Source organism: Pseudomonas sp. FSL R10-1339 (genome assembly GCF_009600545.1).
In the GTDB taxonomy this organism is placed as follows: domain Bacteria; phylum Pseudomonadota; class Gammaproteobacteria; order Pseudomonadales; family Pseudomonadaceae; genus Aquipseudomonas; species Aquipseudomonas bubulae.
Map to the genome: position 1 here is coordinate 1 of NZ_WIVQ01000066.1, position 25,039 is coordinate 25,039.

At 58.8% G+C, this 25,039-nt stretch carries 23 protein-coding genes; 14 read left to right on the plus strand and 9 right to left on the minus strand.

Features of this window, described 5'->3' with window-relative positions:
* The 4 genes from GHO03_RS17255 to GHO03_RS17270 form a co-directional block, all read right to left on the minus strand.
* Nucleotides 1-441: ABC transporter ATP-binding protein (locus tag GHO03_RS17255; RefSeq protein WP_153400246.1), on the minus strand; the 441-nt coding region annotated here is incomplete at its 3' end.
* 3 nt (nucleotides 442-444) lie between these two features.
* On the minus strand, nucleotides 445-1,281 hold the full coding sequence (locus tag GHO03_RS17260) for a carbohydrate ABC transporter permease (protein ID WP_095003274.1): 837 nt from the start codon (nucleotides 1,279-1,281) through the stop codon (nucleotides 445-447).
* On the minus strand, nucleotides 1,274-2,182 hold the full coding sequence (locus tag GHO03_RS17265; RefSeq protein WP_095003275.1) for a carbohydrate ABC transporter permease: 909 nt from the start codon (nucleotides 2,180-2,182) through the stop codon (nucleotides 1,274-1,276). The genes GHO03_RS17260 and GHO03_RS17265 overlap by 8 nt, the downstream gene beginning before the upstream one ends.
* A gap of 105 nt (nucleotides 2,183-2,287) precedes the next feature.
* On the minus strand, nucleotides 2,288-3,577 hold the full coding sequence (locus GHO03_RS17270) for an ABC transporter substrate-binding protein (protein WP_095019694.1): 1,290 nt from the start codon (nucleotides 3,575-3,577) through the stop codon (nucleotides 2,288-2,290).
* Between the two features lie 355 nt (nucleotides 3,578-3,932).
* Here GHO03_RS17270 and GHO03_RS17275 point away from each other — a divergent pair, with 355 nt between their 5' ends.
* The gene (locus GHO03_RS17275) at nucleotides 3,933-4,580 is read left to right on the plus strand and encodes an AP2 domain-containing protein (RefSeq protein WP_095020852.1); all 648 of its coding nucleotides are present in this window, start codon (nucleotides 3,933-3,935) and stop codon (nucleotides 4,578-4,580) included.
* Here GHO03_RS17275 and GHO03_RS17280 read toward each other — a convergent pair.
* From GHO03_RS17280 to edd, 4 genes are all read right to left on the minus strand, one after another.
* The gene (locus GHO03_RS17280) at nucleotides 4,549-6,009 is read right to left on the minus strand and encodes a HAMP domain-containing sensor histidine kinase (RefSeq protein ID WP_095020851.1); all 1,461 of its coding nucleotides are present in this window, start codon (nucleotides 6,007-6,009) and stop codon (nucleotides 4,549-4,551) included. The genes GHO03_RS17275 and GHO03_RS17280 overlap by 32 nt on opposite strands.
* The gene (locus GHO03_RS17285) at nucleotides 5,999-6,730 is read right to left on the minus strand and encodes a response regulator (RefSeq protein WP_095019828.1); all 732 of its coding nucleotides are present in this window, start codon (nucleotides 6,728-6,730) and stop codon (nucleotides 5,999-6,001) included. Before GHO03_RS17285 ends, GHO03_RS17280 begins: the two co-directional genes overlap by 11 nt.
* Nucleotides 6,731-6,819: 89 nt before the next feature.
* Nucleotides 6,820-7,776 (minus strand): glucokinase, encoded by a 957-nt coding sequence (locus tag GHO03_RS17290; protein ID WP_095001385.1) that lies wholly within the window; start codon nucleotides 7,774-7,776, stop codon nucleotides 6,820-6,822.
* Entirely contained in the window at nucleotides 7,773-9,599 is a 1,827-nt protein-coding gene (edd, locus tag GHO03_RS17295; RefSeq protein ID WP_095001384.1) for a phosphogluconate dehydratase, read from the minus strand. The genes GHO03_RS17290 and edd overlap by 4 nt, the downstream gene beginning before the upstream one ends.
* Nucleotides 9,600-9,808: 209 nt before the next feature.
* Between edd and gap the strand changes: the two genes are divergently transcribed.
* The 7 genes from gap to GHO03_RS17330 all read left to right on the plus strand — a co-directional run bounded on the left by gap (nucleotide 9,809) and on the right by GHO03_RS17330 (nucleotide 16,879).
* Entirely contained in the window at nucleotides 9,809-10,810 is a 1,002-nt protein-coding gene (gene gap, locus GHO03_RS17300; RefSeq protein ID WP_095019826.1) for a type I glyceraldehyde-3-phosphate dehydrogenase, read from the plus strand.
* Nucleotides 10,811-10,814: 4 nt separating this feature from the next.
* A complete protein-coding gene (locus tag GHO03_RS17305; RefSeq protein ID WP_095001382.1) occupies nucleotides 10,815-11,279 on the plus strand; it encodes a methylglyoxal synthase in 465 nt (154 codons plus the stop codon).
* Nucleotides 11,280-11,444: 165 nt separating this feature from the next.
* Nucleotides 11,445-11,963, plus strand: a complete 519-nt coding sequence (locus GHO03_RS17310) for an RNA polymerase sigma factor (RefSeq protein WP_095001381.1) — start codon at nucleotides 11,445-11,447, stop codon at nucleotides 11,961-11,963.
* A gap of 51 nt (nucleotides 11,964-12,014) precedes the next feature.
* On the plus strand, nucleotides 12,015-12,983 hold the full coding sequence (locus GHO03_RS17315) for a FecR domain-containing protein (protein ID WP_372241763.1): 969 nt from the start codon (nucleotides 12,015-12,017) through the stop codon (nucleotides 12,981-12,983).
* A 118-nt stretch (nucleotides 12,984-13,101) separates the two neighbouring features.
* Nucleotides 13,102-15,699 carry a TonB-dependent receptor gene (locus GHO03_RS17320; RefSeq protein WP_095001379.1) on the plus strand — a complete coding sequence of 866 codons (2,598 nt, stop codon included), beginning with the start codon at nucleotides 13,102-13,104 and terminating at the stop codon, nucleotides 15,697-15,699.
* A gap of 112 nt (nucleotides 15,700-15,811) precedes the next feature.
* A complete protein-coding gene (locus GHO03_RS17325) occupies nucleotides 15,812-16,420 on the plus strand; it encodes a biliverdin-producing heme oxygenase (protein ID WP_095001378.1) in 609 nt (202 codons plus the stop codon).
* A gap of 57 nt (nucleotides 16,421-16,477) precedes the next feature.
* Complete coding sequence (locus GHO03_RS17330) at nucleotides 16,478-16,879, plus strand: YbaN family protein (RefSeq protein WP_095001397.1); 402 nt, start codon at nucleotides 16,478-16,480, stop codon at nucleotides 16,877-16,879.
* 171 nt (nucleotides 16,880-17,050) lie between these two features.
* Here the strand turns inward: GHO03_RS17330 and arcD (GHO03_RS17335) are convergent, their stop codons facing one another.
* Nucleotides 17,051-18,478, minus strand: coding sequence for an arginine-ornithine antiporter (gene arcD / locus GHO03_RS17335; RefSeq protein ID WP_153400247.1), 1,428 nt, complete (start codon nucleotides 18,476-18,478; stop codon nucleotides 17,051-17,053).
* Nucleotides 18,479-18,932: 454 nt separating this feature from the next.
* Between arcD (GHO03_RS17335) and arcD (GHO03_RS17340) the strand changes: the two genes are divergently transcribed.
* The 6 genes from arcD (GHO03_RS17340) to GHO03_RS17365 form a co-directional block, all read left to right on the plus strand.
* Nucleotides 18,933-20,360, plus strand: a complete 1,428-nt coding sequence (gene arcD, locus GHO03_RS17340) for an arginine-ornithine antiporter (RefSeq protein WP_029611554.1) — start codon at nucleotides 18,933-18,935, stop codon at nucleotides 20,358-20,360.
* 33 nt (nucleotides 20,361-20,393) lie between these two features.
* The gene (gene arcA, locus GHO03_RS17345; RefSeq protein WP_088377977.1) at nucleotides 20,394-21,650 is read left to right on the plus strand and encodes an arginine deiminase; all 1,257 of its coding nucleotides are present in this window, start codon (nucleotides 20,394-20,396) and stop codon (nucleotides 21,648-21,650) included.
* Between the two features lie 78 nt (nucleotides 21,651-21,728).
* Nucleotides 21,729-22,739 (plus strand): ornithine carbamoyltransferase, encoded by a 1,011-nt coding sequence (locus GHO03_RS17350; protein ID WP_095001376.1) that lies wholly within the window; start codon nucleotides 21,729-21,731, stop codon nucleotides 22,737-22,739.
* Between the two features lie 157 nt (nucleotides 22,740-22,896).
* Nucleotides 22,897-23,826: a carbamate kinase gene (arcC, locus tag GHO03_RS17355; RefSeq protein WP_095001375.1), complete on the plus strand. Its 930-nt coding sequence runs from the start codon at nucleotides 22,897-22,899 to the stop codon at nucleotides 23,824-23,826.
* Nucleotides 23,827-23,880: 54 nt separating this feature from the next.
* Nucleotides 23,881-24,240: a DUF5064 family protein gene (locus tag GHO03_RS17360; protein WP_016782057.1), complete on the plus strand. Its 360-nt coding sequence runs from the start codon at nucleotides 23,881-23,883 to the stop codon at nucleotides 24,238-24,240.
* 184 nt (nucleotides 24,241-24,424) lie between these two features.
* The coding region (locus GHO03_RS17365; RefSeq protein ID WP_153400249.1) for a PAS domain-containing protein at nucleotides 24,425-25,039 on the plus strand (615 nt) is incomplete at its 3' end.

Here is a 25,039-nt window from a genome sequence, read left to right on the forward strand (position 1 = left end):
GCCCATGGCCACGCGCTGCTGCTGGCCACCGGACAGCTGGCCGGGCTTGCGCGTCAGCAGGTGCTCGATCTGCAGCAGTTTGGACACCCGCGCCACTTCTTCGTCAATGGCCGCCGCACTCATCTTGCGAATCTTCAGGCCGAAGGCAATGTTGTCGCGTACATTCATGGTCGGGTACAGCGCGTAGGACTGAAACACCATGGCGATGTCACGGTCCTTGGGGCTCATGCCGCTGATATCGGCATCGTCCACCAGAATCGCCCCGCCACTGATGCTCTCAAGACCGGCGATGCAGTTCATCAGGGTTGATTTGCCGCAGCCCGAAGGCCCCACCAGAATCAGGAACTCGCCGTCATCGATTTTCAGCTCGATGTTTTTCAGCGTGTCGGGCAAACCCTTGCCGTAGGATTTATTTACGTTGCGTAATTCTAGAGTCGCCATGCCTTACCCCTTGACCGCGCCGGACGTCAGCCCGCGCAGAAAATACTTGCCCGCAAAGATGTAGACCAGCAGCGTCGGCAGCCCCGCAATCATGGCCGCAGCCATGTCCACGTTGTATTCCTTGGCGCCGGTGCTGGTATTGACCAGGTTGTTGAGCGCCACCGTAATCGGCTGCGCATCGCCACTGGCAAACACCACACCAAACAGAAAGTCGTTCCAGATTTGAGTGAACTGCCAGATCAGGCAGACCATGACGATGGGCACCGACATCGGCAGCAGGATGCGCCCGAAAATAGTGAAAAAGCCCGCACCGTCCAGACGCGCAGCCTTGACCAGCGCATCCGGGATACTCACGTAGTAGTTGCGGAAAAACAGCGTGGTAAAGGCCAGACCGTAGACCACATGCACCAGCACCAGGCCGGTGGTGGTGTTGGCCAGCCCCAGTTTGCCGATGGTGAACGAGGCCGGCAGCAACACCGTCTGAAACGGCAGGAAGCAGCCAAACAACAGCAGGCCGAAAAACAGCTGCGAGCCGCGAAAACGCCACATCGACAGGACATAACCGTTCATGGCGCCGATAAAGGTCGAAATCAGGACCGCTGGCACGGTGATTTTCACCGAGTTCCAGAAATACCCGCCCACCGTGTCCCAGGCCTTGATCCAGCCGATACCGTCGATCACTTGCGGCCAGCTCAGCAGGTTGCCGGTGCGGATGTCTTCCGGGGTTTTGAAACTGGTAAGCAGCATCACCACCAGCGGCACCAGATACACCGCCGCCGCAAGGATCAGGGTGGCGTAGATCGCCACACGGCTGAAGGTAAAACGCTGAGCATTAATCATGGCGTTTGTTCCTCAGCTCGGAATACAGATACGGCACGAGAATGGCCAGAATCGCGCCCAGCATCATGATCGCGCTGGCAGAACCGATGCCCATTTGCCCACGGCTGAAAGTAAAGGAGTACATGAACATCGCAGGCAGATCCGAGGAGTAGCCAGGGCCACCGGCAGTCATCGCTGACACCAGGTCGAAGCTCTTGATGGCAATGTGCGCCAGGATCATGAAGGCGCTGAAAAACACCGGTCGCAGGCTCGGCAGGACAATGCGCAAGTAGATGGTCGGCAAGTTTGCGCCGTCGACCTGAGCGGCACGAATGATCGACTGATCAACCCCGCGCAACCCGGCCAGAAACATCGCCATGACAAATCCGGAGGCCTGCCATACCGCCGCGATCACCAGGCAGTAGACCACCCGGTCCTGATCCAGCAGCCAGTCAAAGCGAAAGCCTTCCCAGCCCCAGTCACGAAGCATTTTATCCAGCCCCAGGCCCGGGTTGAGCAGCCATTTCCAGGCCGTACCGGTGACGATCATGGAGAGCGCCATCGGGTACAGGTAGATGGTGCGGATAAAACCTTCCTTGCGAATCCGCTGGTCGAGCAGAATCGCCAGGAACACGCCAATCACCAGGCTGATGACGATAAACATGCCACCAAACACCGCCAGGTTCTTGCTCGCAACCCACCAGCGGTCATTGGCCATCAAGCGCGCATATTGCTGCAGGCCGACCCACTGGTAGCTGGGCATAAAACTGGAGTTGGTGAACGACAGCAGGAACGTCCAAAAAATGTAGCCATAAAAGCCCACCAATACGATCAGCATGCTCGGCGCCAAAACCAGCTTGGGCAACCAGCGCTGCAGCGCATCAAAGGGCGAGGCCTTGCTGAACACAGCCACGGAACTCATCGAAATACTCCCGGCAGGGTATGCCGGCATCCGCCAATGCAGATGCCGCACAACCAGGGACAAGGGGGGAGCCACGCGCAAGGCGTGGCGGGTCAGCTCAACGAATTACTGTGCCGACTTGATGGCCGAATAGAGCTTTTTCCCGGCAGTGGCCGGATCAGCACTCTTGTCGCTCATAAAGTTGCTTACAGTGTCGAAAATAGCGCCCTGTACCGCCAGCGAGGTGGCCATGTTATGCGCCATGCTCGGCAACTGACCGTGGGTTTTGCCCGCTTCGGCAAAATCCTTGGCCGAGGCCTGGGCACAGCTGTCGAACTTGCTCATGTCCAGGTCACTGCGTACCGGGATCGAGCCTTTGTTCTGGTTGAACACGTACTGGAATTCGGGTTCAAGGGCGACTTTGGCCACGTCGTTTTGCGCGGCGATATTGCCCGGCGTGTTGTTTTTCGCCGAGAGCTTGAACATTGCCAGTGAGTCGATGTTGTAGGTAAAGCTGCCCTGGGTGCCCGGAAACGGCACGCATTCGAAATCAGTACCGGCCTTTTTGCCCGCAGCAGCCCATTCGCTTTTCGCCCAGTCACCCATGATCTGCATGCCGGCCTTGCCGTTGATCACCTTGGCCGCTTCCAGGTTCCAGTCCTGGCCGGTGCCGTCAGGGTCCATATAGCCCTGGAGTTTTTTCAGTTTGCTGAACACTTCAGCCATCTGCGGGCCGGTGAGGGTTTTCTCATCAAGATCGACGAACGCTTTTTTATAGCCTTGCGGGCCCATGACGCTCAGCACCAGGTCTTCAAAGACCGTGCTGTCCTGCCACGGCTGGCCGCCGTGGGCCAGGGGAATAAAGCCCGCTGCCTTGAGCTTGTCGCCCGCAGCAAAGAGTTCGTCAAGGGTAGTGGGCGCCTTGTCGATACCGGCCTTTTTGAATACTTCAGGGTTGATCCACAACCAGTTCACCCGGTGAATATTCACCGGTACCGCCACGTAATGGCCGTCGTACTTCATGGTGTCGGATACGGTCTTGGACAGCATGCCATCCCAGTTGTTGGCCTTGGACACCTCATCGAGGTTGGTCAACAAACCCAGTGCGCCCCACTCCTGCAAGTCCGGGCCCTTGATCTGCGCCGCTGATGGCGGGTTGCCGGAGACGGCGCGGGTTTTCAGCACGGTCATGGCCGCAGCACCGCCACCGCCTGCTACAGCGCTGTCCTGCCAGGTATAACCGTCTTTTTCGATCAGTTTTTTCAGCACATCAACCGCTTTGGCTTCACCGCCGGAGGTCCACCAATGCACCACTTCAACCGTGCCTTTGGAATCGGCAGGGGCGGCAGCATAAGCACCCAGGGGGAACAGTGTGGCAAGCGAAATGACAACGGCGAGGCGATTGAATGAATTCATGTCGAGACCTTTCTTGTTGTTATAGCTGTGCAAGTCTTTTGCTTGCGCTGCTAGAGAGTGTATCCATCGCAAACTGCCTGCACGTAACGAACAGACGCCGAAATGTCACAACCTGGTGACATGGCGGACGAGGTGATTGTTCTGTTCCAAAGATCTTTCAACAGTGCTTAAGCCCGTATTCCTCTGGGCACTTAAGCTGCGCCTATCGATACATAAGGTATTTTCTGCGTTGCATGTAGGACGGATCCCGAAGTCGTTTTCCCACGTTGAACCTGCAAAAAACTTCAGCGAGGCTGCAACACTTCGCCACAATTCAAGAACGGATGCCGGCCCCCCCCATCAGGAGATGAGTTTCATGCCAAAACAGCGCGCAACGCCCCAGAATCACTGTTTTATCAGCCAGCTACTGGACCCGGACGGCACCCCCTGCGCCTGGAAGCTGGACATTCGGCGCTCGGGGAAAGTACATGTCCACTGTTTCAATTTCACCGACTACGCGGATCAGGCTGCTGCCCTGGAGGCCGCTGAGACCATGCGTAACCAACTGGTACTCAAAATGCCCCTGGCGTTCTCTTATGAAAACCGTCAGCGCCTTATGCCGCACAACACCAGCGGTCATCCAGGGGTGTACCGGGTCCGCTCCAACCAGATCGACTACTGGCGTGCAACAACCCGCATTCACGGCTACAACCTGAGCAAGAGCTTTCGCGTTGACCGGCATGGCGATGACGAGGCCAAACGCCTGGCGCTACAAGAGCGTCAGAGGCAACTGACTCTGTGCAATGAGCCCTACGACGTGGCCATGGAAAAACTGCAACAGCACTTCGGCCAGACCAGCAGGCGCGTGCGTGAGAACCGTATCAACGCCGCCATGAACAGCGACCACCCGCCCAGCCCCACCCTTGCAAAGCCTTCGGACAGCAACCTGGAACCCCTGTTGCCCATCAGCCCCGAGCAGGCGACCCTGTCGATCAATCGCCATTTCGCGGCAAGTGCAAAGTAACCCGCAGGCCGCCGGCCCGCAGGTTCTGCAAACTGACTTCACCGCCATGGCTATGGGCGATGCTGCGTGCAATCCCCAATCCCAGCCCGTAGCCCTGCTGCTGCCCGGCCAGGCGAAAGTGCGGTTCGAATACCTGCTCAAGACGCTGCTCGGGTACGCCCGGCCCCTCATCGTCAACCGTGAGGACAAAGGCCTGCTCATTGTCATCAATACGCAAATGCGCGTAGTGGCCGTACTTGAGCGCGTTATCGATCAGGTTGCCCATGCAGCGCCGCAGCGCCAGGGGTTTACCATAGTAAGGTCTGACAGCCCGGCCCTGCAGCGTTACGCGGCCGTTACCCTGGGGCAGCAGGTAAGGCTCGATCAGGCAGTCAAGCAACTGGTTCAAGTCCACGGCTTCGATGTTTTCGTGAATATCGGTGTCTTTCACACATTGCAGCGCCCCTTTGACCAGCATTTCCAGCTCGTCCAGATCACGGCCGAATTTGTATTGCAGTTGTTCGTCTTCGAGCAGCTCGACCCGCAGGCGCAAGCGGGTAATGGGCGTGCGCAAATCATGGGAGATGGCACTGAACAACTGGCCGCGCTCGGTCAGATAACGACTGATGCGGGCACGCATGGTATTGAGGGCGCGCGCCACCTCGACCACTTCACTGCCGCCGCCCACCTCGACCGGCTTGACCTCGTCCTCACCCAGCGACATGTCCCGGGCCGCTCGCGCCAGACGCTTGAGCGGACGGCTTTGCCAGTGCATCAACAGACCGATGAACAACAACAGAAAAATACTGCTGAGCACGATAAACCACACCTGCAGGGCCGGCAGCCCCTCCTCTTCGAGACTGGTGTAGGGCTGGGGCAACAAGGAGGCGATATACAGCCATTCACCGGGCACCATCTGGATTTGTGTGACCAGGATCGGCGGATCGACCGGCTCCAGCGTCAGTGCAAAATGCGCCCAGGAGCGCGGTAGCTCGTCGAGTTTGAGACCGGCATTGAAAATACGCAGGTCCTGGGGGCTGACAAACTGCACCGACATCTCGACATTGGGCCCCACGGCCTCGCGCAATACCTGATCCACGGCATCCAGTACCGCCTGCTTGCGCTGGGTGGGCGGCAACACCTGCATATCCAGTGGTTTGTCGTTGAGGCTCACGACAAAACGCGTACCGCCCATGCTGCGCAGTTGATCCAGTACCAATGGGCGATAGGCCAGCGGCAGGGAACGCAGGTAGGCGACGGTGGCGTTCATCGAGTGGGCCAGGCTACGCGCGCTGTTGACCAGGCCTTCGAGTTGCGTGGTACGCAACTGCGACAACCAGATAGCACTGGACAGGGTTTGCGCCAGCAGGATCGCGAGCAAGGTCAGCAACAACATGCGTCCCAGCAGCGAACGGGGCATATGCCATTTGCCCAGGCGCTTAAAGGTCATTGCCGGACATGACCTGAGCCGCCAGCTGATAACCGCTGCCGCGGATGGTGCGGATCAGCCGTGGCGGCTTGTCAGTGTCACGCAGGCGCTGGCGCAGGCGGCTGACCGCCATGTCGACAATGCGATCAAGCGGCATCAGCTCACGCCCGCGGGTTGCATTGCCAATAGTGTCGCGGTCGAGAATCTGCTGCGGGTTATCCAGAAACAATTTGAGCAAGGCAAAATCTGCCCCCGACAAAATCACCTCTTCTCCATCGGTATGAAACAGCCGATGAGTCACGGTGTTCAGCCGCCACTCTTCAAATGCCAGCACCTCGTTGCCCGAGGTGGTAGCGACAAATTGTGCCCTGCGTAACAACGCCTTGATCCGCGCCAGCAGCTCACGGGGGCTGAAGGGTTTACCCAGGTAATCGTCGGCGCCCAGCTCAAGACCAATGATGCGATCTGCCTCGTCGGAACTGGCAGTGAGCATGATGATCGGGATCTGGGCAAAGCGCGGATGCTGACGCACCCAGCGGCACAGGCTGAAGCCGTCTTCATCGGGCAACATGACATCGAGGATCAACAGATCACTCGCCGCGCTGTCCAGCGTTTCGCGAAAACCGGCGCCATCTCCCACGGCACGCACCTGGAAACCGGCGCGGGTGAGATACAGATCAAGCAGGTCGCGAATTTCCTGGTCGTCATCGACCAGCAAAATGGATTTGCCGGGTGTGCTCACAGTGGTGTTCCTTATTGTTTTTATACGGCGATCCAAACTCTGTGGGAGCGGGCTTGCTCGCTCCCACAACAAGCCCACTCACGGAGCTTTCAGCCAAACGCCTGCTGCAACGCCACCCCGGCACCGATCAAACCCGGGTACGGCGCCGTCACCAGCCACACCGGGATACCCTTGAGGTAGTCGCTCATGCAGCCTTTGTCGGCAAAGCTGCGGGCAAAGCCGCTGGCCAGGAAGATATCGGCAAAGCGCGGAATCACCCCGCCGACGATATACACCCCGCCACGGCCACCGATGGTCAGCACATTGTTGCCCGCCACACGGCCCAGCCAGCAACTGAAATGCTCCAGCACTTGCAGCGCCACAGGGTCGCCCGCCAAAGCAGCCGCGGTAATGGCCCGGTCGCTGTCCAGTACCGGTGCATGGCCATCCACCGCACAAATCGCCCGATAGACCCGCGGCAAACCGCTGCCGCTCAAAATGCTCTCGGCGCTCACATGGCCGATTTCATTGTAGATGTGCTGCCACAACTGCACTTCACGCGGGTTGCTCATGGGCAGGTCGACATGCCCGCCCTCCCCCGGCAAGGCCATGAATTGACCCTCGCCGAGATTGAGCAAAGTGCCCACACCCAGCCCGGTGCCCGGCCCGATAACCACCGCCGGGCGCGTCGGGTCAACAACCCCCGGGCAAACCTGGCGCACATCTTCGGGTTGCAGCCGGGTCATGCCCAAGGCCATCGCGCTGAAGTCGTTGATCAGCAGCAGATTGTCGACCTGCAGCGCACGGCAGAAGGCCGAGCGGCTCAAGCGCCAATGGTTGTTGGTAAAACGAAATTCATCGCCACTCACCGGCCCGGCCACTGACAGACATACCGAGCCTACAGAGCCCGGAGCCAGTTCCAGCGTATCCAGGTAAAGCTTGATGGCATCTTCCGGGCAGGCGAAGTCTGCTGTGGGCAATACGCTGACCGAACGCAACTGGTCGTTTTCCCACAACGCAAAACGTGCGTTGGTACCGCCTATATCACCGACCAGTGCGAGCTTCATTTCAGATTTTCCAGAGACGAGGTAAAGGTGCTCGCGCCCTGCTCGGCCGAACTGAAGGCCTGACGCATAAACGCAAACAACTCACGCCCGGTGCCGACGGCATTATCCAGAGTGCCGACAGCCGGGGTGCGCGCGGCAAATTCTGCCTCATCCACCAGCAGTTGCAACGTACCTTTTACCCCATCGACGCGAATTATGTCGCCGTCCTGCACCCGCGCCAGGGCGCCGCCAATCGAAGCCTCGGGGCTCACATGAATCGCTGCTGGGATCTTCCCCGACGCGCCTGACATCCGCCCGTCGGTAATCAGCGCCACCTTGAAGCCCCGATCCTGCAACACACCCAGAAACGGCGTCATCTTGTGCAGCTCGGGCATACCGTTGGAGCGCGGCCCCTGAAAACGCATCACGGCCACGAAGTCGTGTTCCAGCTCACCGGCCTTGAACGCATCGGCCAGTTGTTGCTGGTCCTGGAACACCCGCGCCGGGGCTTCGACGATCTGATGTTCCGGGGCTACCGCCGAGACCTTCATCACGCCACGGCCCAGGTTGCCTTCCATCACCCGCAGGCCACCCTCGCCGGAGAATGCACGGGCAACCGGGCGCAGGATCGACTCGTCGAGGCTTTCAATCGGACCTTCACGCCATACCAGCTCGCCATCCACCAGGAACGGTTCGCGGGTGTAGCGGCTCAGGCCATAGCCCGCCACGGTGTTGACGTTTTCGTGAAGCAGACCGGCTTCCAGCAGCTCCCGAATCAGGAACGCCATACCACCGGCGGCCTGGAAGTGGTTGATATCGGCCTTGCCGTTTGGATACACGTGGGACAGGGTCGGTACCACCTCGGAGAGGTCGGCCATGTCTTGCCAGGTCAGCTGGATACCCGCCGACATGGCAATCGCCGGCATGTGCAAGGTGTGGTTGGTCGAACCGCCGGTGGCGTGCAGCGCAACGATGGAGTTGACCAGCGAACGCTCGTCAACGATCTCGCCCAGCGGCATGAAATCGCCGTTTTGCTTGGTCAGACGAGTGACTTGATGAGCCGCTTCGCGAGTCAGGGCATCGCGCAAAGGCGTGTAGGGGTTAACGAAAGAGGCGCCTGGCAAATGCAGGCCCATCACTTCCATCAGCAACTGGTTGGTGTTCGCGGTGCCGTAGAACGTGCAGGTGCCAGGGCTGTGGTAGGACTTCATCTCCGATTCCAGCAACTCTTCGCGGCTGGCCTTGCCTTCGGCGTAGCGCTGGCGCACATCGGCTTTTTCCTTGTTGGAAATGCCCGACGGCATCGGCCCACCCGGTACAAAGATGGTCGGCAAGTGACCAAAACGCAGCGCCCCCATCAGCAGGCCCGGCACGATCTTGTCGCAAATGCCCAGCATCAGCGCCGCGTCGAACATATTGTGGGACAGCGCCACGGCTGTGGACAAGGCAATCACTTCGCGGCTCAGCAAACTGAGTTCCATGCCCGGCTCGCCCTGGGTCACGCCGTCACACATGGCCGGGGTGCCGCCTGCGAACTGGCCCACCGAGCCAATTTCACGCAGGGCTTTTTTGATTTGCTCAGGAAAGTGCTCGTACGGCTGGTGCGCCGAGAGCATGTCGTTATATGACGAAACAATTGCCACGTTGGCCGCGTTCATCATCCGCAGGCTGTTTTTATCTTCAGTGCCACACCCTGCCACGCCGTGGGCGAAGTTCGCGCATTGCAGCTTGCCGCGTTGCGGGCCGTCGCCGGCAGCGCCACGAATAAGCGTCAGATACGCCTCGCGGGTTGCACGACTGCGGGCAATAAGACGCTCGGTGACTTCAAGAACGCGGGGATGCATGTGTTGAACTCCAGGCTAACGGATGTGGCGACCTGTGCGTGTCCTATGCTGACCGAAGGGCTCCGGGGAGCGACTTCAATCATTCGGACCCGTTGATTCAGGTCACTCGTTGTAGATAAAACAAAATATTGCCACTTAAATGGCTTGTTTTCTATTTTTATGCGAATAATCTTGTAATTCCAACAACAAATCGATGGCAGGCGCTTTCCATGACTCTACGAATCGCAATCAATGGTTTTGGCCGTATCGGCCGTAACGTCCTGCGCGCACTGTATACCCAAGGCTACCGTCAGGACCTGCAGATCGTCGCCATCAACGATCTGGGTGACAGTTCGATCAATGCCCATCTGCTCAAGTACGACACGGTTCACGGCACGTTCGACGCCAATGTCGAACACGATCAGGAAAGCCTGACCGTCAATGGTGACCGCATCAGCGTGACCGCCATTCGCAATCCGGCCGAACTGCCGTGGGCGGCACTGAACATCGATGTGGTGTTTGAATGCACAGGTTTGTTCACCGAGCGCAGCAAGGCACAAGCACATATTACTGCTGGCGCCCGCAAGGTGATTATCTCTGCTCCCGGCAAAAATGCCGATGCGACGGTGGTCTACGGTGTCAACCACGACATTTTGCGTCAATCCCACCACATTATTTCCAATGCTTCCTGCACGACCAACTGCCTGGCACCCGTGGCGCAGATCCTGCACCGCGAATTCGGCATTGAAAACGGCCTGATGACCACCATTCACGCCTACACCAATGACCAGAACCTGACCGACGTTTATCACTCGGACCCCTACCGCGCACGTTCGGCCACCCAGAACATGATCCCGAGCAAAACCGGCGCAGCCGAAGCCGTGGGCCTGGTATTGCCGGAACTCGCCGGCAAGCTCACCGGCATGGCCGTGCGGGTGCCGGTGATCAACGTGTCGCTGGTCGACCTGACCATTGAACTCAAGCGCGAAACCACCGCAGCTGAAGTCAACGCACTGTTCAAGGAAGCCAGCCAGCACTCCAGGGTACTGGGTTACAACACCCTGCCGCTGGTATCGAGCGACTTCAACCACAACCCGCTTTCGTCGATCTTCGATGCCAATCACACCAAAGTCAGCGGCAAACTGCTAAAAGTGCTGGCCTGGTACGACAACGAGTGGGGCTTCTCCAACCGCATGCTCGATAACTGCCTGGCGCTGCACAACGCGGAGTAACGCGATGATCGGTATCAGCTTCACCACGGCCACCCTGGCGGCGCGCAAGCGTATCGCTCTGGTGGCCCACGATCATTGCAAGGGCTTTTTGCTGGACTGGGCCGAACGCCACAAGGCAGCCCTCAGCCAGCATGACCTGTGCGCCACCGGCACCACCGGGCTGCTGCTGAGCCAGCGCCTGGGCCTGCCGATCGAAAGCATGATCAGCGGGCCGTTGGGCGGCGATCAACAGGTGGGGGCACGGATCGCCGAGCAACGGGTCGACATGCTGGTGTTCTTCTGGGACCCGTTCGAGCCCCAGCCCCACGACCCGGACATCAAGGCACTGCTGCGGGTTGCGGCAGTATGGAACATCCCCGTGGCGTGCAATGAATGCAGCGCCGACTACCTACTCAGCAGCCCGCTGATGAGCCAGCCCCATGAACACCGCATTCCTGATTACAGTGCGTATTTGAAGGGTCGGGTTTAGGTTTATGGTGGGAGCGAGCCTGCTCGCGAAGACGCACTATCGTCTACGACCTTCGCGAGCAGGCTCACTCCCACCAGAACGATTTCAAACCATTTCAAAACAGCACTTGACCAATAGCACAGATGATAAGCATTATCATTCGCTCAAAATCGGTCGGGTAGCACTGTGAGTCAGTCCCACTTCAATCAAGTCTTCCTTACCCAACGGGTAACCCTGCTGCGCACCCTGGAGCGGATGGTCAACAACCACAGCACCGCCGAAGACCTGCTGCAGGAGACCTACCTGCGCGTAACCCGCGCCTTGAGCGAACGCAGCGTCGAGCACCTTGAGCCCTTTGTGTTCCAGACCGCACGCAATCTGGCGCTTGACCACCTGCGCGCCCGGCGGATCCAGTCACGCACCGTGGTCGAAGATGTGCCCACTGAAGTGATCGAAGGCGTTGCCTCCCCTCTCAGCACCCCTGAAGAAGCCCATCAAGCCGCGCAACTACTGGAGCGTCTGAGTGTGAGCCTGAGCCAGTTAAGTGCCCGTCAACAACGGATTTTCATCCTCAGCCGCCTGCATGGCTGCAGTTATCAGGAGATTGCCGAAGAGCTTGACGTTTCCTTGAGCACCGTTCAAAAGGAACTCAAATTGATCATGGCAATCTGCATCGGGGTAGCCGACAGACTCAATCGCCCTTAACCTTGACCGGCGATGCCTGCTAGAACGCTCTGAAACTGCCAAGGAACATCCGTGACGGACACTCACAAATCTGCCGTGCCAGAACTGGCGCAAGACGTGCTGCAGGACAGCGCCATGGATCAGGCACTGGAATGGCTGATTACTCTTGAGTGTGCGAGCGACGAACAAAAAGCCGCTTTCGAAAACTGGCTCAATGCCGACCCCGCCCATGCCCAGGCCTTTGCCAAGGCCAATGCGATCTGGAACGGCGAACCGCTGCTGGCCGCCGCGCAAACCCTGCAAGCCCGCCGTAGCCCCGGCCTGTTGCGGCGCATAGGACGACACTGGAAACACCTGGCAACTGCGGCGGTGGTGATTATCAGCGTCGGCAGCTACAGCAATGTACCGTTACGCCTGCAAGCCGATCACCTGACCGTGGTGGGCGAGCGCCAGCGCCTGCAACTCGAGGACGGCTCAAAAGTGCTGCTTAACACCAACTCGGCGTTTTCCAGCAAGGTGGTCAATGCCCAAAGCAGCGCCCGCCTGTATCAGGGCGAAGCGTATTTCGAAATTCCCGCCGACCTGGAGTTCCCGCTGGTGCTTGATGCTGGCCCCGTGCGCATCAGCGTGCGCGACACCGCCTTCGCCGTGAGCTACCTCAATGGTGAAACACAGGTGCGGGTGCAGCGCGGCGACGTCGATTTGCGGGTCAACAGTGCCGGTGCGCAAATGCGCCTGTCGGCTGGCAACAGCGTGCGCATTGGCCCTGACGGCTTCAGCAAGACCGCCCGGCTCAACCCCCAGACCGACCTGGCCTGGGTGCAGGGGCGCCTGGTGTTCGAAAACTGCCCGATGGGCAAGGTGCTGGATGAAGTACGCCGCTACTACCCAGGCTGGATCGTCAACAACAACGACAAACTCGCCAACGTGGCAGTGACCGGCAACTACCGGCTGGATCAGCCTCTGGATATCGTCCGCTCACTGGCCCATATCACCTCAAGTAGCCTTTCAGAATTCCCGGCGTTGGTAATTCTCAATTAAAAGTAGGTTTTTTTACTCGATAGCCTAAGGTCATACGTCTCGTTGTAGTCAATGCAACTGATTCGCATTTTGAGTCAGCTTCGCAACTATAAGATTCGTTCACCACGGAGCGCTATCAATGCCCACTCGTTTCAACAGCCGGTCCTCATCCAACGCCCGCAAGGGTGGTTTGCAGCAGTGCACGTTGTCGTTGTTGACCGCCGCCATGCTTTTGGCCGGTGTGCAGGCGGCTCCAGCCCTGGCGGCGACCGATGAGCAGCCGGCGACCCGCTCCGTGGGCAATTACAAGTTTGCGATCTCCCAGCAGCCATTGGCCTCCGCGCTTAACGATTTCAGCACGGTGACCGGCTGGCAGGTCGGCCTGCCGGCAGAGCTGGCGCAGAATGTGTCCTCACCCGGCGTGCGCGGTTCACTCACCCCGGAAAAAGCCCTGGAGCGCCTGTTGATCGGCACCAACCTGGGCTACCGCAAGCTGGCCAGCAACAATATCGTGCTGGAAAAGCGCAGCAGCTCCACCGGCACCCTGGCCCTGCAACAAGTCACCATCAGCGCCACTCGCCAGGAGCAGGACGTGAACTCGGTGCCCAGCACCATTACCGTCCATGACCGCCAGGATATGGACCGCGATAACGTCAATACCATCAAGGACCTGGTGCGCTATGAGCCGGGTGTCTCGGTAGGCGGCGCCGGCCAGCGTGGCGGCATCAGCAACTACAACATCCGCGGCATCGACGGCGACCGGATCCTGACCCAGGTGGACGGCGTCGAGATCCCCAACTCGTTCTTCAACGGCCCGTACGCCAAGACCCAGCGCAACTACGTCGACCCGGAAATCATCAAGCGCGTCGAAATCCTCCGTGGCCCGGCGTCGGTACTTTATGGCAGCAACGCCATTGGCGGTGCCGTCAGCTACTTCACCCTCGACCCCAATGACATCATCAAGCCGGGCCAGGATGTTGGCGCCCGCCTCAAGGCCGGCTACAGCTCGGCCGATCGCAGTTGGTTGAAATCCGGCACCGTCGCCGGCCGCTCGGGCGACTTCGACGGCTTGTTGCACCTGAGCCAGCGCGACGGTCACGAAACCGAATCCTACGGTGACCACGGCGGCACCGGGCTGTCCCGTACCGCGGCCAACCCTGAAGATACCAAAACCACCAACGTACTGGCCAAGCTGGGCTGGAACTACAACGATGACGACCGTCTTGGCTTCACTTATGAGAAGTACAAGGACCGCCTCGACATCAATGAAAAAAGCGCGGTCGGCGGACCGTTCAACAACGGCCAGCCGCTGGGCATGTACCTGTCGCGTAACGGCAAGGACACCATCAGCCGCGAGCGTTTCGGCCTGGAAAACAGCATGGCGCTGGATACCGCCGTGGCTGACCACTTCAAGTGGAGCCTGAACTACCAGATCGCCAAAACCGACCAGAACACCCTGGAAGACTACTTCCCCTACAGCCGTCATGTGATGCGTTCGCGCAACACCACCTACGAAGAAAAAACCTGGGTACTGGACGCCCAGGCAGACAAAGCCTTCCATATTGCTGACACCGATCACCTGCTGACCTACGGTGCCACTATCAAGCACCAGAAAGTCACCGGTTCGCGCAGTGGCTCGGGCACCTGCCTGGCAGTAGGCAATGGTTGCACCGCCGTGGGCGCCGACAGCCCGAAAGATTACCTGGTCAAATCCAGCGACTTCCCGGACCCGACCATCAACACCTACAGCCTGTTCGCCCAGGACCAGATCAGCTGGAATGACTGGACCTTCATGCCCGGCCTGCGCTACGACTACACCAAGCTGACGCCGCATATCACCCAGGAATTCCTCAACACCGTCAACAGCGACCAGAAAGGCACCGTAAGCGATGCAGACAAGGTCTGGCACCGCCTGTCGCCAAAACTGGGCGTCACTTACGCATTCAACGACAACTACACCTGGTACGGCCAGTACGCCGAAGGCTTCCGCACCCCGACCGCCAAAGCGTTGTACGGTCGATTTGACAACCTGCAGGCAGGCTACTCGGTAGAGCCGAACCCGGATCTGGAACCGGAAAAAAGCAAAAGCTACGAGACCGGCCTGCGCGGCAACTTTGACGCTGGCTCATTCGACGTGGCGGTGTTCTATAACAAGTACCGCGACTTCATTAACGAAGATGCCATCACCCCCGGCTACGACGACCTCAAGTTCCAGGCCAACAACATCAAGCACGCCACCATCAAGGGTGCCGAGGTCAAAGGCCGCCTGAACCTGGACGCTTTCGGCGCGCCACAGGGCCTCTATACCCGTGGTTCCGTGGCATATGCCCACGGTCGCAACGAAGACACCGGCCAGCCGATCAACAGCGTCAACCCGCTGACCGCCGTGATGGGCCTGGGCTACGAGCAGCAGAACTATGGCGCTCTGGTGAGCTGGACCCTGGTCAAGAGCAAGGACCAGGTCGACGACACCAGCTACTTCGCCCCCGATGGCACCAGCAAGCAGTTCAAGTCGCCTGGCTATGGTGTGCTCGACCTGACCGGTTTCTACAAGGTCACCAAGGACGTCACCGTCAATGCCGGCCTGTACAACCTGACCGACAAGAAATACTGGAACTGGGATGACGTGCGCGGCTACGACAGCGTGGGTGAGGCCGGCGTGCTGAACCCGGCCAATATGGAGCGACTGACCGCGCCGGGCCGCAACTTCTCGATCAATCTGGTCTGGGATATCTGATCAGCCACGCTCACTGCGCAGAATTCTGCTCTGCGCAGTGAGGATTTTTTACTGTGATGCGTCTTCCTGATCGTCTAGTTACAAAGCGCATCTCATTCTCAAGGATTTTTTCATGACCACTGCTGATTCCGCATCACGTCCGGCCTTGCGTTCCCAACGTCTGAACCAGATCACCAACGAGCCGCATCAAAAGCTCGACGCTTTGGTCAAGGCGCACAAGCCATTTGATGACGTGGCCAGCTTCGCCCGCTTTGTCGTCGCCCAGTACCTGTTCCAGTCGGAGCTCAAGGCGCTGTACACCGACCCGGCCCTGAAAGAAATCGTCCCTGACCTGCCAGAGCGCTGCCGCGCCGAGCAAGCCAAGGCCGACCTGGCCGACCTCAACACCGAAGTGCCTGCCCCGGTTGCCGGCGCGGTCAATTCGCCAAGCAAGGCTGAAGCACTGGGCTGGATCTTCGTTTCCGAAGGCTCCAAGCTGGGCGCTGCATTCCTGATCAAGCGTGCTGTGGGCCTGGGCCTGAGCGACAGCTTCGGCGCCCGCCACCTGGGCGAGCCTGCCGGTGGCCGTGCCGAAGGCTGGAAAAGCTTTATCCGCACCCTCGACGGCCTGGAACTGACGGCTGAAGAAGAAGCCGACCTCGACAAAGGTGCAGTAGCGGCCTTTGAGCGTTTTACCGTATTACTGGAACACGCCTACGCTGCTCAGCCAGAACTGGCTTAAGCTGACAGGCCCGACCAGCGCACGCTGGTCGGGTGTCCTTTTATGCGTCCTGAGCTTATGACCCGCCAAACCCGATCCACGTCGAAAATCGCCCGAATCCTGTTCGGCTTGCTGGCCTATGTGAGCCTGGGCATTGGCCTGATTGCGATTGTGATTCCTGGCCTGCCGACCACCGAATTTATTTTGCTCGCCGCCTGGGCCGCGACCAAAAGCTCCCCGCGCTTGAGTGCCTGGCTGGAAAACCACCGGTTGTTTGGTCCGATCCTGAGCAACTGGCGCAACGGCAAGATCATCAAGCGCAACGCCAAAATCAGCGCCACTGTCAGCATGTTGTTGTGCGCAGGGCTGATGCTGTATGTGCTGGATCACAACTGGCCGGTGTTTCTGGCGATAGCCGGCATGAGCATGGGCAATCTGTGGATCTGGTCGCGACCGGAGCGCTTGCCAAGCCCTTCGTAGCAGCTGACGAGCGGAGCACTCATAAGGCTTTTTACAGGAACTGGCCCCCCTCGGAATTTATGAGCGCCGCACACCTGTGGGAGCTGGCTTGCCTGCGATACTGACACCCCGGTGTATCAGGCAAACGGCGGCGATGCCATCGCGAGCAAGCCCGCTCCCACAAATCGCCACTTACAACGCCAACGCCCCGCTATACAGCGCATAAGCTGCCGCCAGTGCGGTTATCACCACCATCGCGAATATCACCTTCTCCCAGGGCTTGAACAGCAGCTCACCCTGCTCGCGCTTGGCCTTGGCGAAAAAGAACACCCCGGGTGCATACAGCAACGCCGAGAGCAGCAGGTATTTGGGCCCCGCCGCATATAACAGCCACATCGCATAAATCAGCGCCACCGCCCCTACCAGCAGGTCCTTGACCCTCCGCCGCCCCGCCCGCTCGTAAGTCTCGCCCCTCACGCACAGCAGCACCGCGTAAGCTGCCGACCACAGGTAAGGCACCAGGATCATCGATGACGCCAGATAGATCAGGCTGGTGTAAGTACCGGCGGACACCAGGGTGATCACCAGGAAAATCTGGATCATCGAGTTGGTCAGCCACAGGGCATTGACCGGCACATGGTTGGCGTTTTCCTTTTTCAGGAACGCCGGCATGGTGTTGTCCCGGGCTGTGGCATAGAGGATCTCGGCGCACAGCAACGCCCACGACAACAACGCCCCCAACAGCGAGATCGCCAGCCCGATACTGATCAGTATCGCCCCCCACTCTCCCACCACATGCTTGAGCACCCCGGCCATCGACGGGTTTTGCAGACTGGCCAGTTCCGGCTGGCTCATGATCCCCAGCGACAGCACGTTCACCAGCACCAGCAGGGCCAGCACGCCGAGAAAGCCAATAACCGTAGCCTTGCCCACATCCGAACGTTTCTCGGCACGGCCCGAGTAGACACTGGCACCTTCAATACCGATAAACACGAAAACCGTCACCAGCATCATGTTGCGCACCTGGTCCATCACGCTGCCCAGGCTGGGTGTTTGTGTGCCCCAAAAATCCCGGGTGAAAATATGGGCCTTGAACGCCACGGCGGTGAGCACGATAAACATCACAATGGGGACGATTTTGGCCACGGTGGTCAGCTGGTTGATAAACGCCGCTTCCTTGATCCCGCGCAGCACCAGAAAATGCACCCCCCACAGCAGCAACGATGCGCAACCTATGGCGATCGGCGTGTTGCCCTGGCCAAACACCGGGAAAAAATAGCCCAGGGTGCTGAACAGCAATACGAAGTAACCGACGTTGCCCATCCAGGCGCTGATCCAGTAGCCCCAGGCTGACGAGAAACCCATGTAGTCGCCAAACCCGGCCTTGGCGTAGGCATACACCCCCGAATCCAGCTGCGGCTTGCGATTGGCCAGGGTCTGGAACACAAAGGCCAGCGCCAGCATGCCCACTGCCGTGATTGCCCAGCCGATCAACACGGCACCACCGGCAGCATGCTCGGCGATATTTTGCGGCAACGAAAAAATCCCGCCACCAATCATCGAGCCGACAACCAACGCGATCAGGGCGTTGAGCCTAAGCTTTTGCGTCTGTTGCGACATCGTCACCTCGCTGTACTACTTGGTTAAAACTTATGAATATCAGGCTACAGACGTTCACTGACTAAATATATGCAGTGCCCAAACGTTTAATAGATCCCCGCAATAAGCCGTGCTTCCCTGATAACCATTGCGCCTATTGAAACCTAAAAAACCGTTCATATATAGATGACGATTTAATTTCATGGAGGGGTTCATGAAACTTGAAGATGACATTTGCAAATCTGGAAATACTGGCTAGCTTCAATCCCCACGACACCGTGGGTAACGAACGTATTAATACCTGAAAACATCTCTGGAGTAAGGCTTTCAGGAAGCGTCATAAAAATGCGTGATCGCGACCTTCCCCGCTCTATCAACAATGGAATGTAGTAATGCCCTGATCTATGTCAAACGGCTTGAATATCAATGGACTTAACTTTGAAGCCTCACTTCTCCTAGATTGGAGTCACTACAAATGTCTGATACTCCTGGAAAACTGCGACTGGGTGCGTTGGTTGCTCTGGTAGTCGGCTCAATGATTGGCGGCGGGATTTTTTCGCTGCCACAAAACATGGCCGCCAGCGCTGATGTCGGCGCAATCCTGATCGGTTGGGCAATTACCGCTGTCGGTATGTTGACCCTCGCTTTTGTGTTCCAGACCCTCGCCAATCGCAAACCTGACCTTGACGGCGGCGTGTATGCCTACGCCAAAGCAGGCTTCGGCGATTACATGGGTTTCTCGTCAGCCTGGGGCTACTGGATCAGCGCCTGGCTGGGTAACGTCGGCTACTTCGTGTTGCTGTTCAGCACCCTGGGTTACTTCTTCCCGATCTTCGGCGAAGGCAATACCCCCGCCGCCATCATCGGCGCCTCGATCCTGCTCTGGGCCGTGCATTTCCTGGTACTGCGCGGCATCAAGGAAGCAGCGTTCATCAACCTGGTAACCACCGTTGCCAAGGTCGTACCGCTGGTTCTGTTTATCCTGATTGCCCTCTTCGCGTTCAAACTGGACATCTTTACCAGTGACATCTGGGGCGTAAAAAACCCGGACCTGGGCAGCGTGATGGATCAGGTGCGCAACATGATGCTGGTCACCGTTTGGGTGTTCATCGGTATCGAAGGCGCAAGCATCTTCTCTTCCCGTGCCGAAAAACGTTCGGACGTGGGTCGGGCCACCGTGATCGGCTTTATCACCGTGCTGCTGTTGCTGGTACTGGTGAACGTGCTGTCGCTGGGCATCATGACTCAGCCTGAACTGGCAAAACTGCAAAACCCTTCGATGGCGGCCGTGCTTGAGCATGTGGTCGGTCACTGGGGTGCAGTACTGATCAGCGTCGGCTTGATCATCTCCCTGCTGGGTGCCCTGCTCTCCTGGGTACTGCTGTGCGCAGAGATCATGTTCTCGGCGGCCAAGGACCACACCATGCCGGCCTTCCTGAAAAAGGAAAACGCCAACCATGTACCGGTCAACGCCCTGTGGCTGACCAACGCCATGGTGCAACTGTTCCTGATCATCACCCTGTTCTCGGCCAGTACTTATCTGTCGCTGATCTACCTGGCGACCTCGATGATCCTGGTGCCTTACCTCTGGTCTGCAGCCTACGGCTTCCTGCTGGCGGTACGTGCCGAGACTTACGAGAACGCCCTGGCAGAACGCAAGAAAGATCTGATCATCGGCGGTATCGCGCTGATCTACGCGATCTGGCTGATCTATGCCGGCGGCCTCAAGTACCTGCTGTTATCGGCCCTGCTCTATGCACCTGGCGCCATTCTGTTCGCCAAGGCCAAGCGTGAAAGCGGCCAGCCCGTGTTCACCAACATCGAGAAAGTGATTTTTGCCGCAGTAGTGATCGGCGCCCTGGTGGCTGCCTATGGTCTCTACGACGGTTTCCTGACCCTGTAACAACCTGTTTGTGTACTTTGGAGGATGACTGTAATGACCACGGAAAAAGTGAAATACGGCGTGCATTCCGAAGCCGGTAAGCTGCATAAGGTTATGGTGTGTTCCCCAGGCCTGGCTCACCAGCGCCTGACCCCAAGCAACTGCGATGAATTGCTGTTCGATGACGTACTGTGGGTCAACCAGGCCAAGCGTGACCACTTCGACTTCGTCACCAAAATGCGCGACCGCGGCATTGATGTGCTGGAAATGCACAACCTGCTGACCGATATCGTTGCCATCCCGGAAGCCCTGGACTGGATTCTGGACCACAAAGTGACCCCCAATCAGGTGGGTGTGGGCCTGGTCAACGAAGTCAAATCCTGGCTTAAAAGCCTTGAGCCACGCCAAATTGCCGAGTACCTGATCGGCGGCGTGTCGGCAGACGATCTGCCAGACAGCTTTGGTGGCAAGACCATCCAGATGTTCCGTGACTTCCTCGGTCACACCAGCTTTATCCTGCCACCGCTGCCCAACACCCAGTTCACCCGTGACACCACTTGCTGGATCTACGGTGGCGTGACGCTGAACCCTATGTACTGGCCGGCGCGTCGTCAGGAAACCCTGCTGACCACCGCGATCTACAAGTTCCACCCTGAGTTCACCAACGCCGACTTCCAGATCTGGTACGGCGACCCGACAGTCGACCATGGCAACGCCAGCCTTGAAGGCGGCGACGTGATGCCAATCGGCAACGGCGTAGTCCTGATCGGTATGGGCGAGCGCACGTCACGTCAGGCCATTGGCCAACTGGCACAAAACCTGTTCAAGAACGGCGCTGTAGAACGAGTAATCGTTGCCGGTATGCCCAAGTCCCGCGCGGCAATGCACCTGGACACCGTGTTCAGCTTCTGCGACCGCGACCTGGTAACCATCTTCCCTGAAGTCGTGAACCAGATCGTTGCGTTCTCGGTGTACCCGGACGACAAGAAACAAGGCGGCGTGGACGTACGACGCGAAGAAGGCCACTTCCTCGACGTAGTGGCCAAGGCCCTGGGCGTGAAAAAACTGCGTGTGGTCGAAACCGGCGGCAACTCGTTCGCAGCAGAACGCGAGCAGTGGGATGACGGTAACAACGTGGTGGCCCTGGAGCCTGGCGTGGTGATCGGTTACGACCGCAACACCTACACCAACACCCTGCTGCGCAAGGCTGGCGTTGAAGTCATCACCATCAGCGCCTCCGAACTGGGCCGCGGCCGTGGCGGCGGTCACTGCATGACCTGCCCGATCGTGCGTGACCCTGTCGACTATTAATCTACCCATTTGATTGCTTGCCCCGGCCTCAACACGGGGCCGGTGCAAGCCGGTTAACCCGAAACCAAGGAGATCACCATGGCTTTTAACATGAAAAACCGCAGCCTTCTGAGCCTGATGCACCACACTCCACGTGAGTTGCATTTCCTGCTCGATCTGTCCCGCGATCTCAAGCGCGCCAAGTACACCGGTACTGAAGAGCCGCACTTGAAAGGCAAAAACATCGCCCTGATCTTCGAAAAAACGTCGACCCGCACCCGTTGCGCATTTGAAGTGGCAGCCCACGACCAGGGCGCGCACGTTACCTACATCGACCCGGTTTCTTCGCAGATCGGTCACAAAGAAAGCATGAAAGACACCGCCCGCGTTCTGGGCCGCATGTTTGACGCCATCGAATACCGTGGCTTTGAACAGGCTGTTGTCGAAGAGCTGGCCAAGTACGCAGGCGTGCCGGTGTTCAACGGCCTGACCGCTGAATTCCACCCGACGCAAATGATCGCCGACGTGCTGACCATGCGCGAACACAGCGACAAGCCGCTGCACAACATCAGCTACGCGTACCTGGGCGACGCCCGCAACAACATGGGTAACTCGCTGCTGCTGATCGGTGCCAAACTGGGCATGGACGTGCGTATTGCCGCACCAAAAAGCCTGTGGCCGGAAGAGTCGTTCGTTAAACAGTGCCAGGAATTCGCCAAGGAAAGCGGTGCCAAAATCACCCTGACCGAAGACCCTAAAGCTGCCGTCAAAGGCGTGGACTTTATCCACACCGACGTCTGGGTATCGATGGGCGAACCGGTTGAAGCCTGGAACGACCGTATCAAGCTGCTGCTGCCTTACCAGGTCAACAGCGACATGATCAAGGCGGCAGAAAACCCACGCGTGAAGTTCATGCACTGTCTGCCTGCGTTCCACAACTGTGAAACCAAGGTCGGCAAAGACGTGGCCGAGCACCATCCAAACCTGAAAAACGGTATTGAAGTGACCGAGGAAGTGTTCGAGTCCCCTGTCAACATCGCCTTTGAGCAAGCTGAAAACCGCATGCACACCATCAAGGCGATTTTGGTCGCGGCATTGGCTGATATCTAAGCCTGTCCACGGTAGTCATGTGAACCCATGACTACCGTGGGAGCGGGCTTGCTCGCGATGCAAACACCTCGATTCATCTGATGCACCGAGGCGATGCCATCGCGGGCAAGCCCGCTCCCACATAGGCTGCTCCCACACTTTTAAAAGGACATCTTCTATGCGTATCGTCGTTGCACTGGGCGGTAACGCCCTCTTGCGTCGCGGCCAGCCCATGACCGCCGAGAACCAGCGCGAAAACATCCAGACCGCTACCGCCCAGATTGCCCGCATTGCCCATGGCAACGAGCTGGTAGTGGCCCACGGTAACGGTCCGCAAGTCGGCCTGCTGTCCCTGCAAGCCGCCGCCTACACTGCAGTCGCCCCTTACCCGCTGGACGTGCTCGGTGCTGAAACCGAAGGCATGATCGGCTACATGATCGAGCAGGAACTGGGCAACCTGCTGCCACAGGAGGCCGCGTTTGCCACCCTGCTGACTCAGGTTGAAGTGGACCCCAAGGACCCCGCGTTCCAGAAGCCGACCAAGCCGATCGGCCCGGTCTACACCGAAAGCGAAGCCAAGAGCCTGGCCGCCGAAAAAGGCTGGAGCATTGCTCCGGACGGCGACAAGTTCCGTCGCGTAGTGCCTAGCCCGAAACCCAAACGCATCTTCGAAATTCGCCCGATCAAGTGGCTGCTGGAAAAAGGCACCATCGTGATCTGTGCGGGCGGCGGCGGCATTCCCACCATGTACGGCGAAGACGGCAAGCTGCGCGGCATCGAAGCGGTGATCGACAAGGACCTGGCGTCCTCGCTGCTGGCCCAGCAACTGGACAGCGACCTGCTGGTGATCGCCACTGACGTGAATGCGGCCTTTATCGACTGGGGCAAGCCAACCCAGAAGGGCATTGCTCAGGCCCACCCGGACGAGCTGGAAAAACTCGGCTTTGCCTCGGGCTCCATGGGCCCTAAAGTGGAAGCGGCCTGCGAGTTTGCCCGCAAAACCGGCAAGACTGCCGTGATCGGCGCACTGGCGGATATCGAAGCAATCGTTCAAGGTAAGGCCGGTACTCGGGTCAGCACCGAAAAACCGGGTATCACCTACTTCTGAACCTCGGGGCAGGCCCCGGGGCCTGCCCTTTCCCATAGCCTCAAGGAGTACCCTATGGCCTCGTTCGAACCCGGTCACCTGCATATCCACCGCGAACCGCTGCAACCGAGCGACTTTGGGTATGACATCAAGATCGATTACCAGGTCGTTCAGGATCCCAAGGAAGGCAAGTCGATGCAGTTCGACATGCACGGCCAGATCAACCAGAAGGAGTTCAAGGAGTCCTTCACACTGCCCAAGGACATGGCCTACAACTTTGCCCATGACGCTTTCCAGATTGCCGTGAAGCACGGCATTCCCAAAACCGCCGACATCCGCTCGATGCACGGTTACTACGACAAGATGTTCGCCGACGTGATGGCCCAGCTCAACCACAAGCCGGGCGACCCGATCAAGCTCGACCATCTGGACTGATTCAGCCACTGGCTGAGGGCTGCATTTTTGTGGGAGCGGGCTTGCTCGCGATACAGGCAACACGGTTTAACGACTAGACCGCGCTGATGCCATCGCGAGCAAGCCCGCTCCCACGGAATTTCACCTATCCCCCCCGCCAAGGCATACTGGCCGTCCCTGCTGGCCAGAAGTGTTTGCCGTTCCCATGCGTATCCATGTCAGTTTTATCGACCGAGTTGGCATCACCCAGGAAGTCCTGGCATTGCTGGGCGGGCGCAACCTCAATCTGGATGCGGTGGAAATGGTTCCGCCCAACGTTTACATCGACGCCCCGACCCTCAGCCCGCAAGTGCTCGACGAGCTGCGCGAGGCCCTGTTTGGTGTCCGCGGTGTGCAAACGGTAACGGTGGTCGATATCCTTCCCGGCCAGCGCCGTCACCTGCAACTGGACGCCTTGCTCGCCGCCATGACCGACCCGGTACTGGCGCTCGACAGCGAAGGCCATGTGCTGCTGGCCAACCCGGCGCTGGTTGCACTGTACGGCCACGAGCCGACCGGCGAAAGTATCGGCCAACTGTTCAGCGACCCCGGGCTGCTCGACGTGCTGCTGGAAAACGGCTTTCGCCTGCCACTGCGCGAAGTCACGCTCAACGGCCATCCGCTGATGCTCGACGCTACGCCGATCACCGATGCCGGCGCCCTGCTCACCCTGTACCAGCCAAGCCGCATCGGCGAGCGCCTGGCAGCCCTGCATCACGATCACGCAGAAGGCTTTGACGCCCTGCTCGGCGACTCACCTGCCATCCGCACGCTGAAAGCC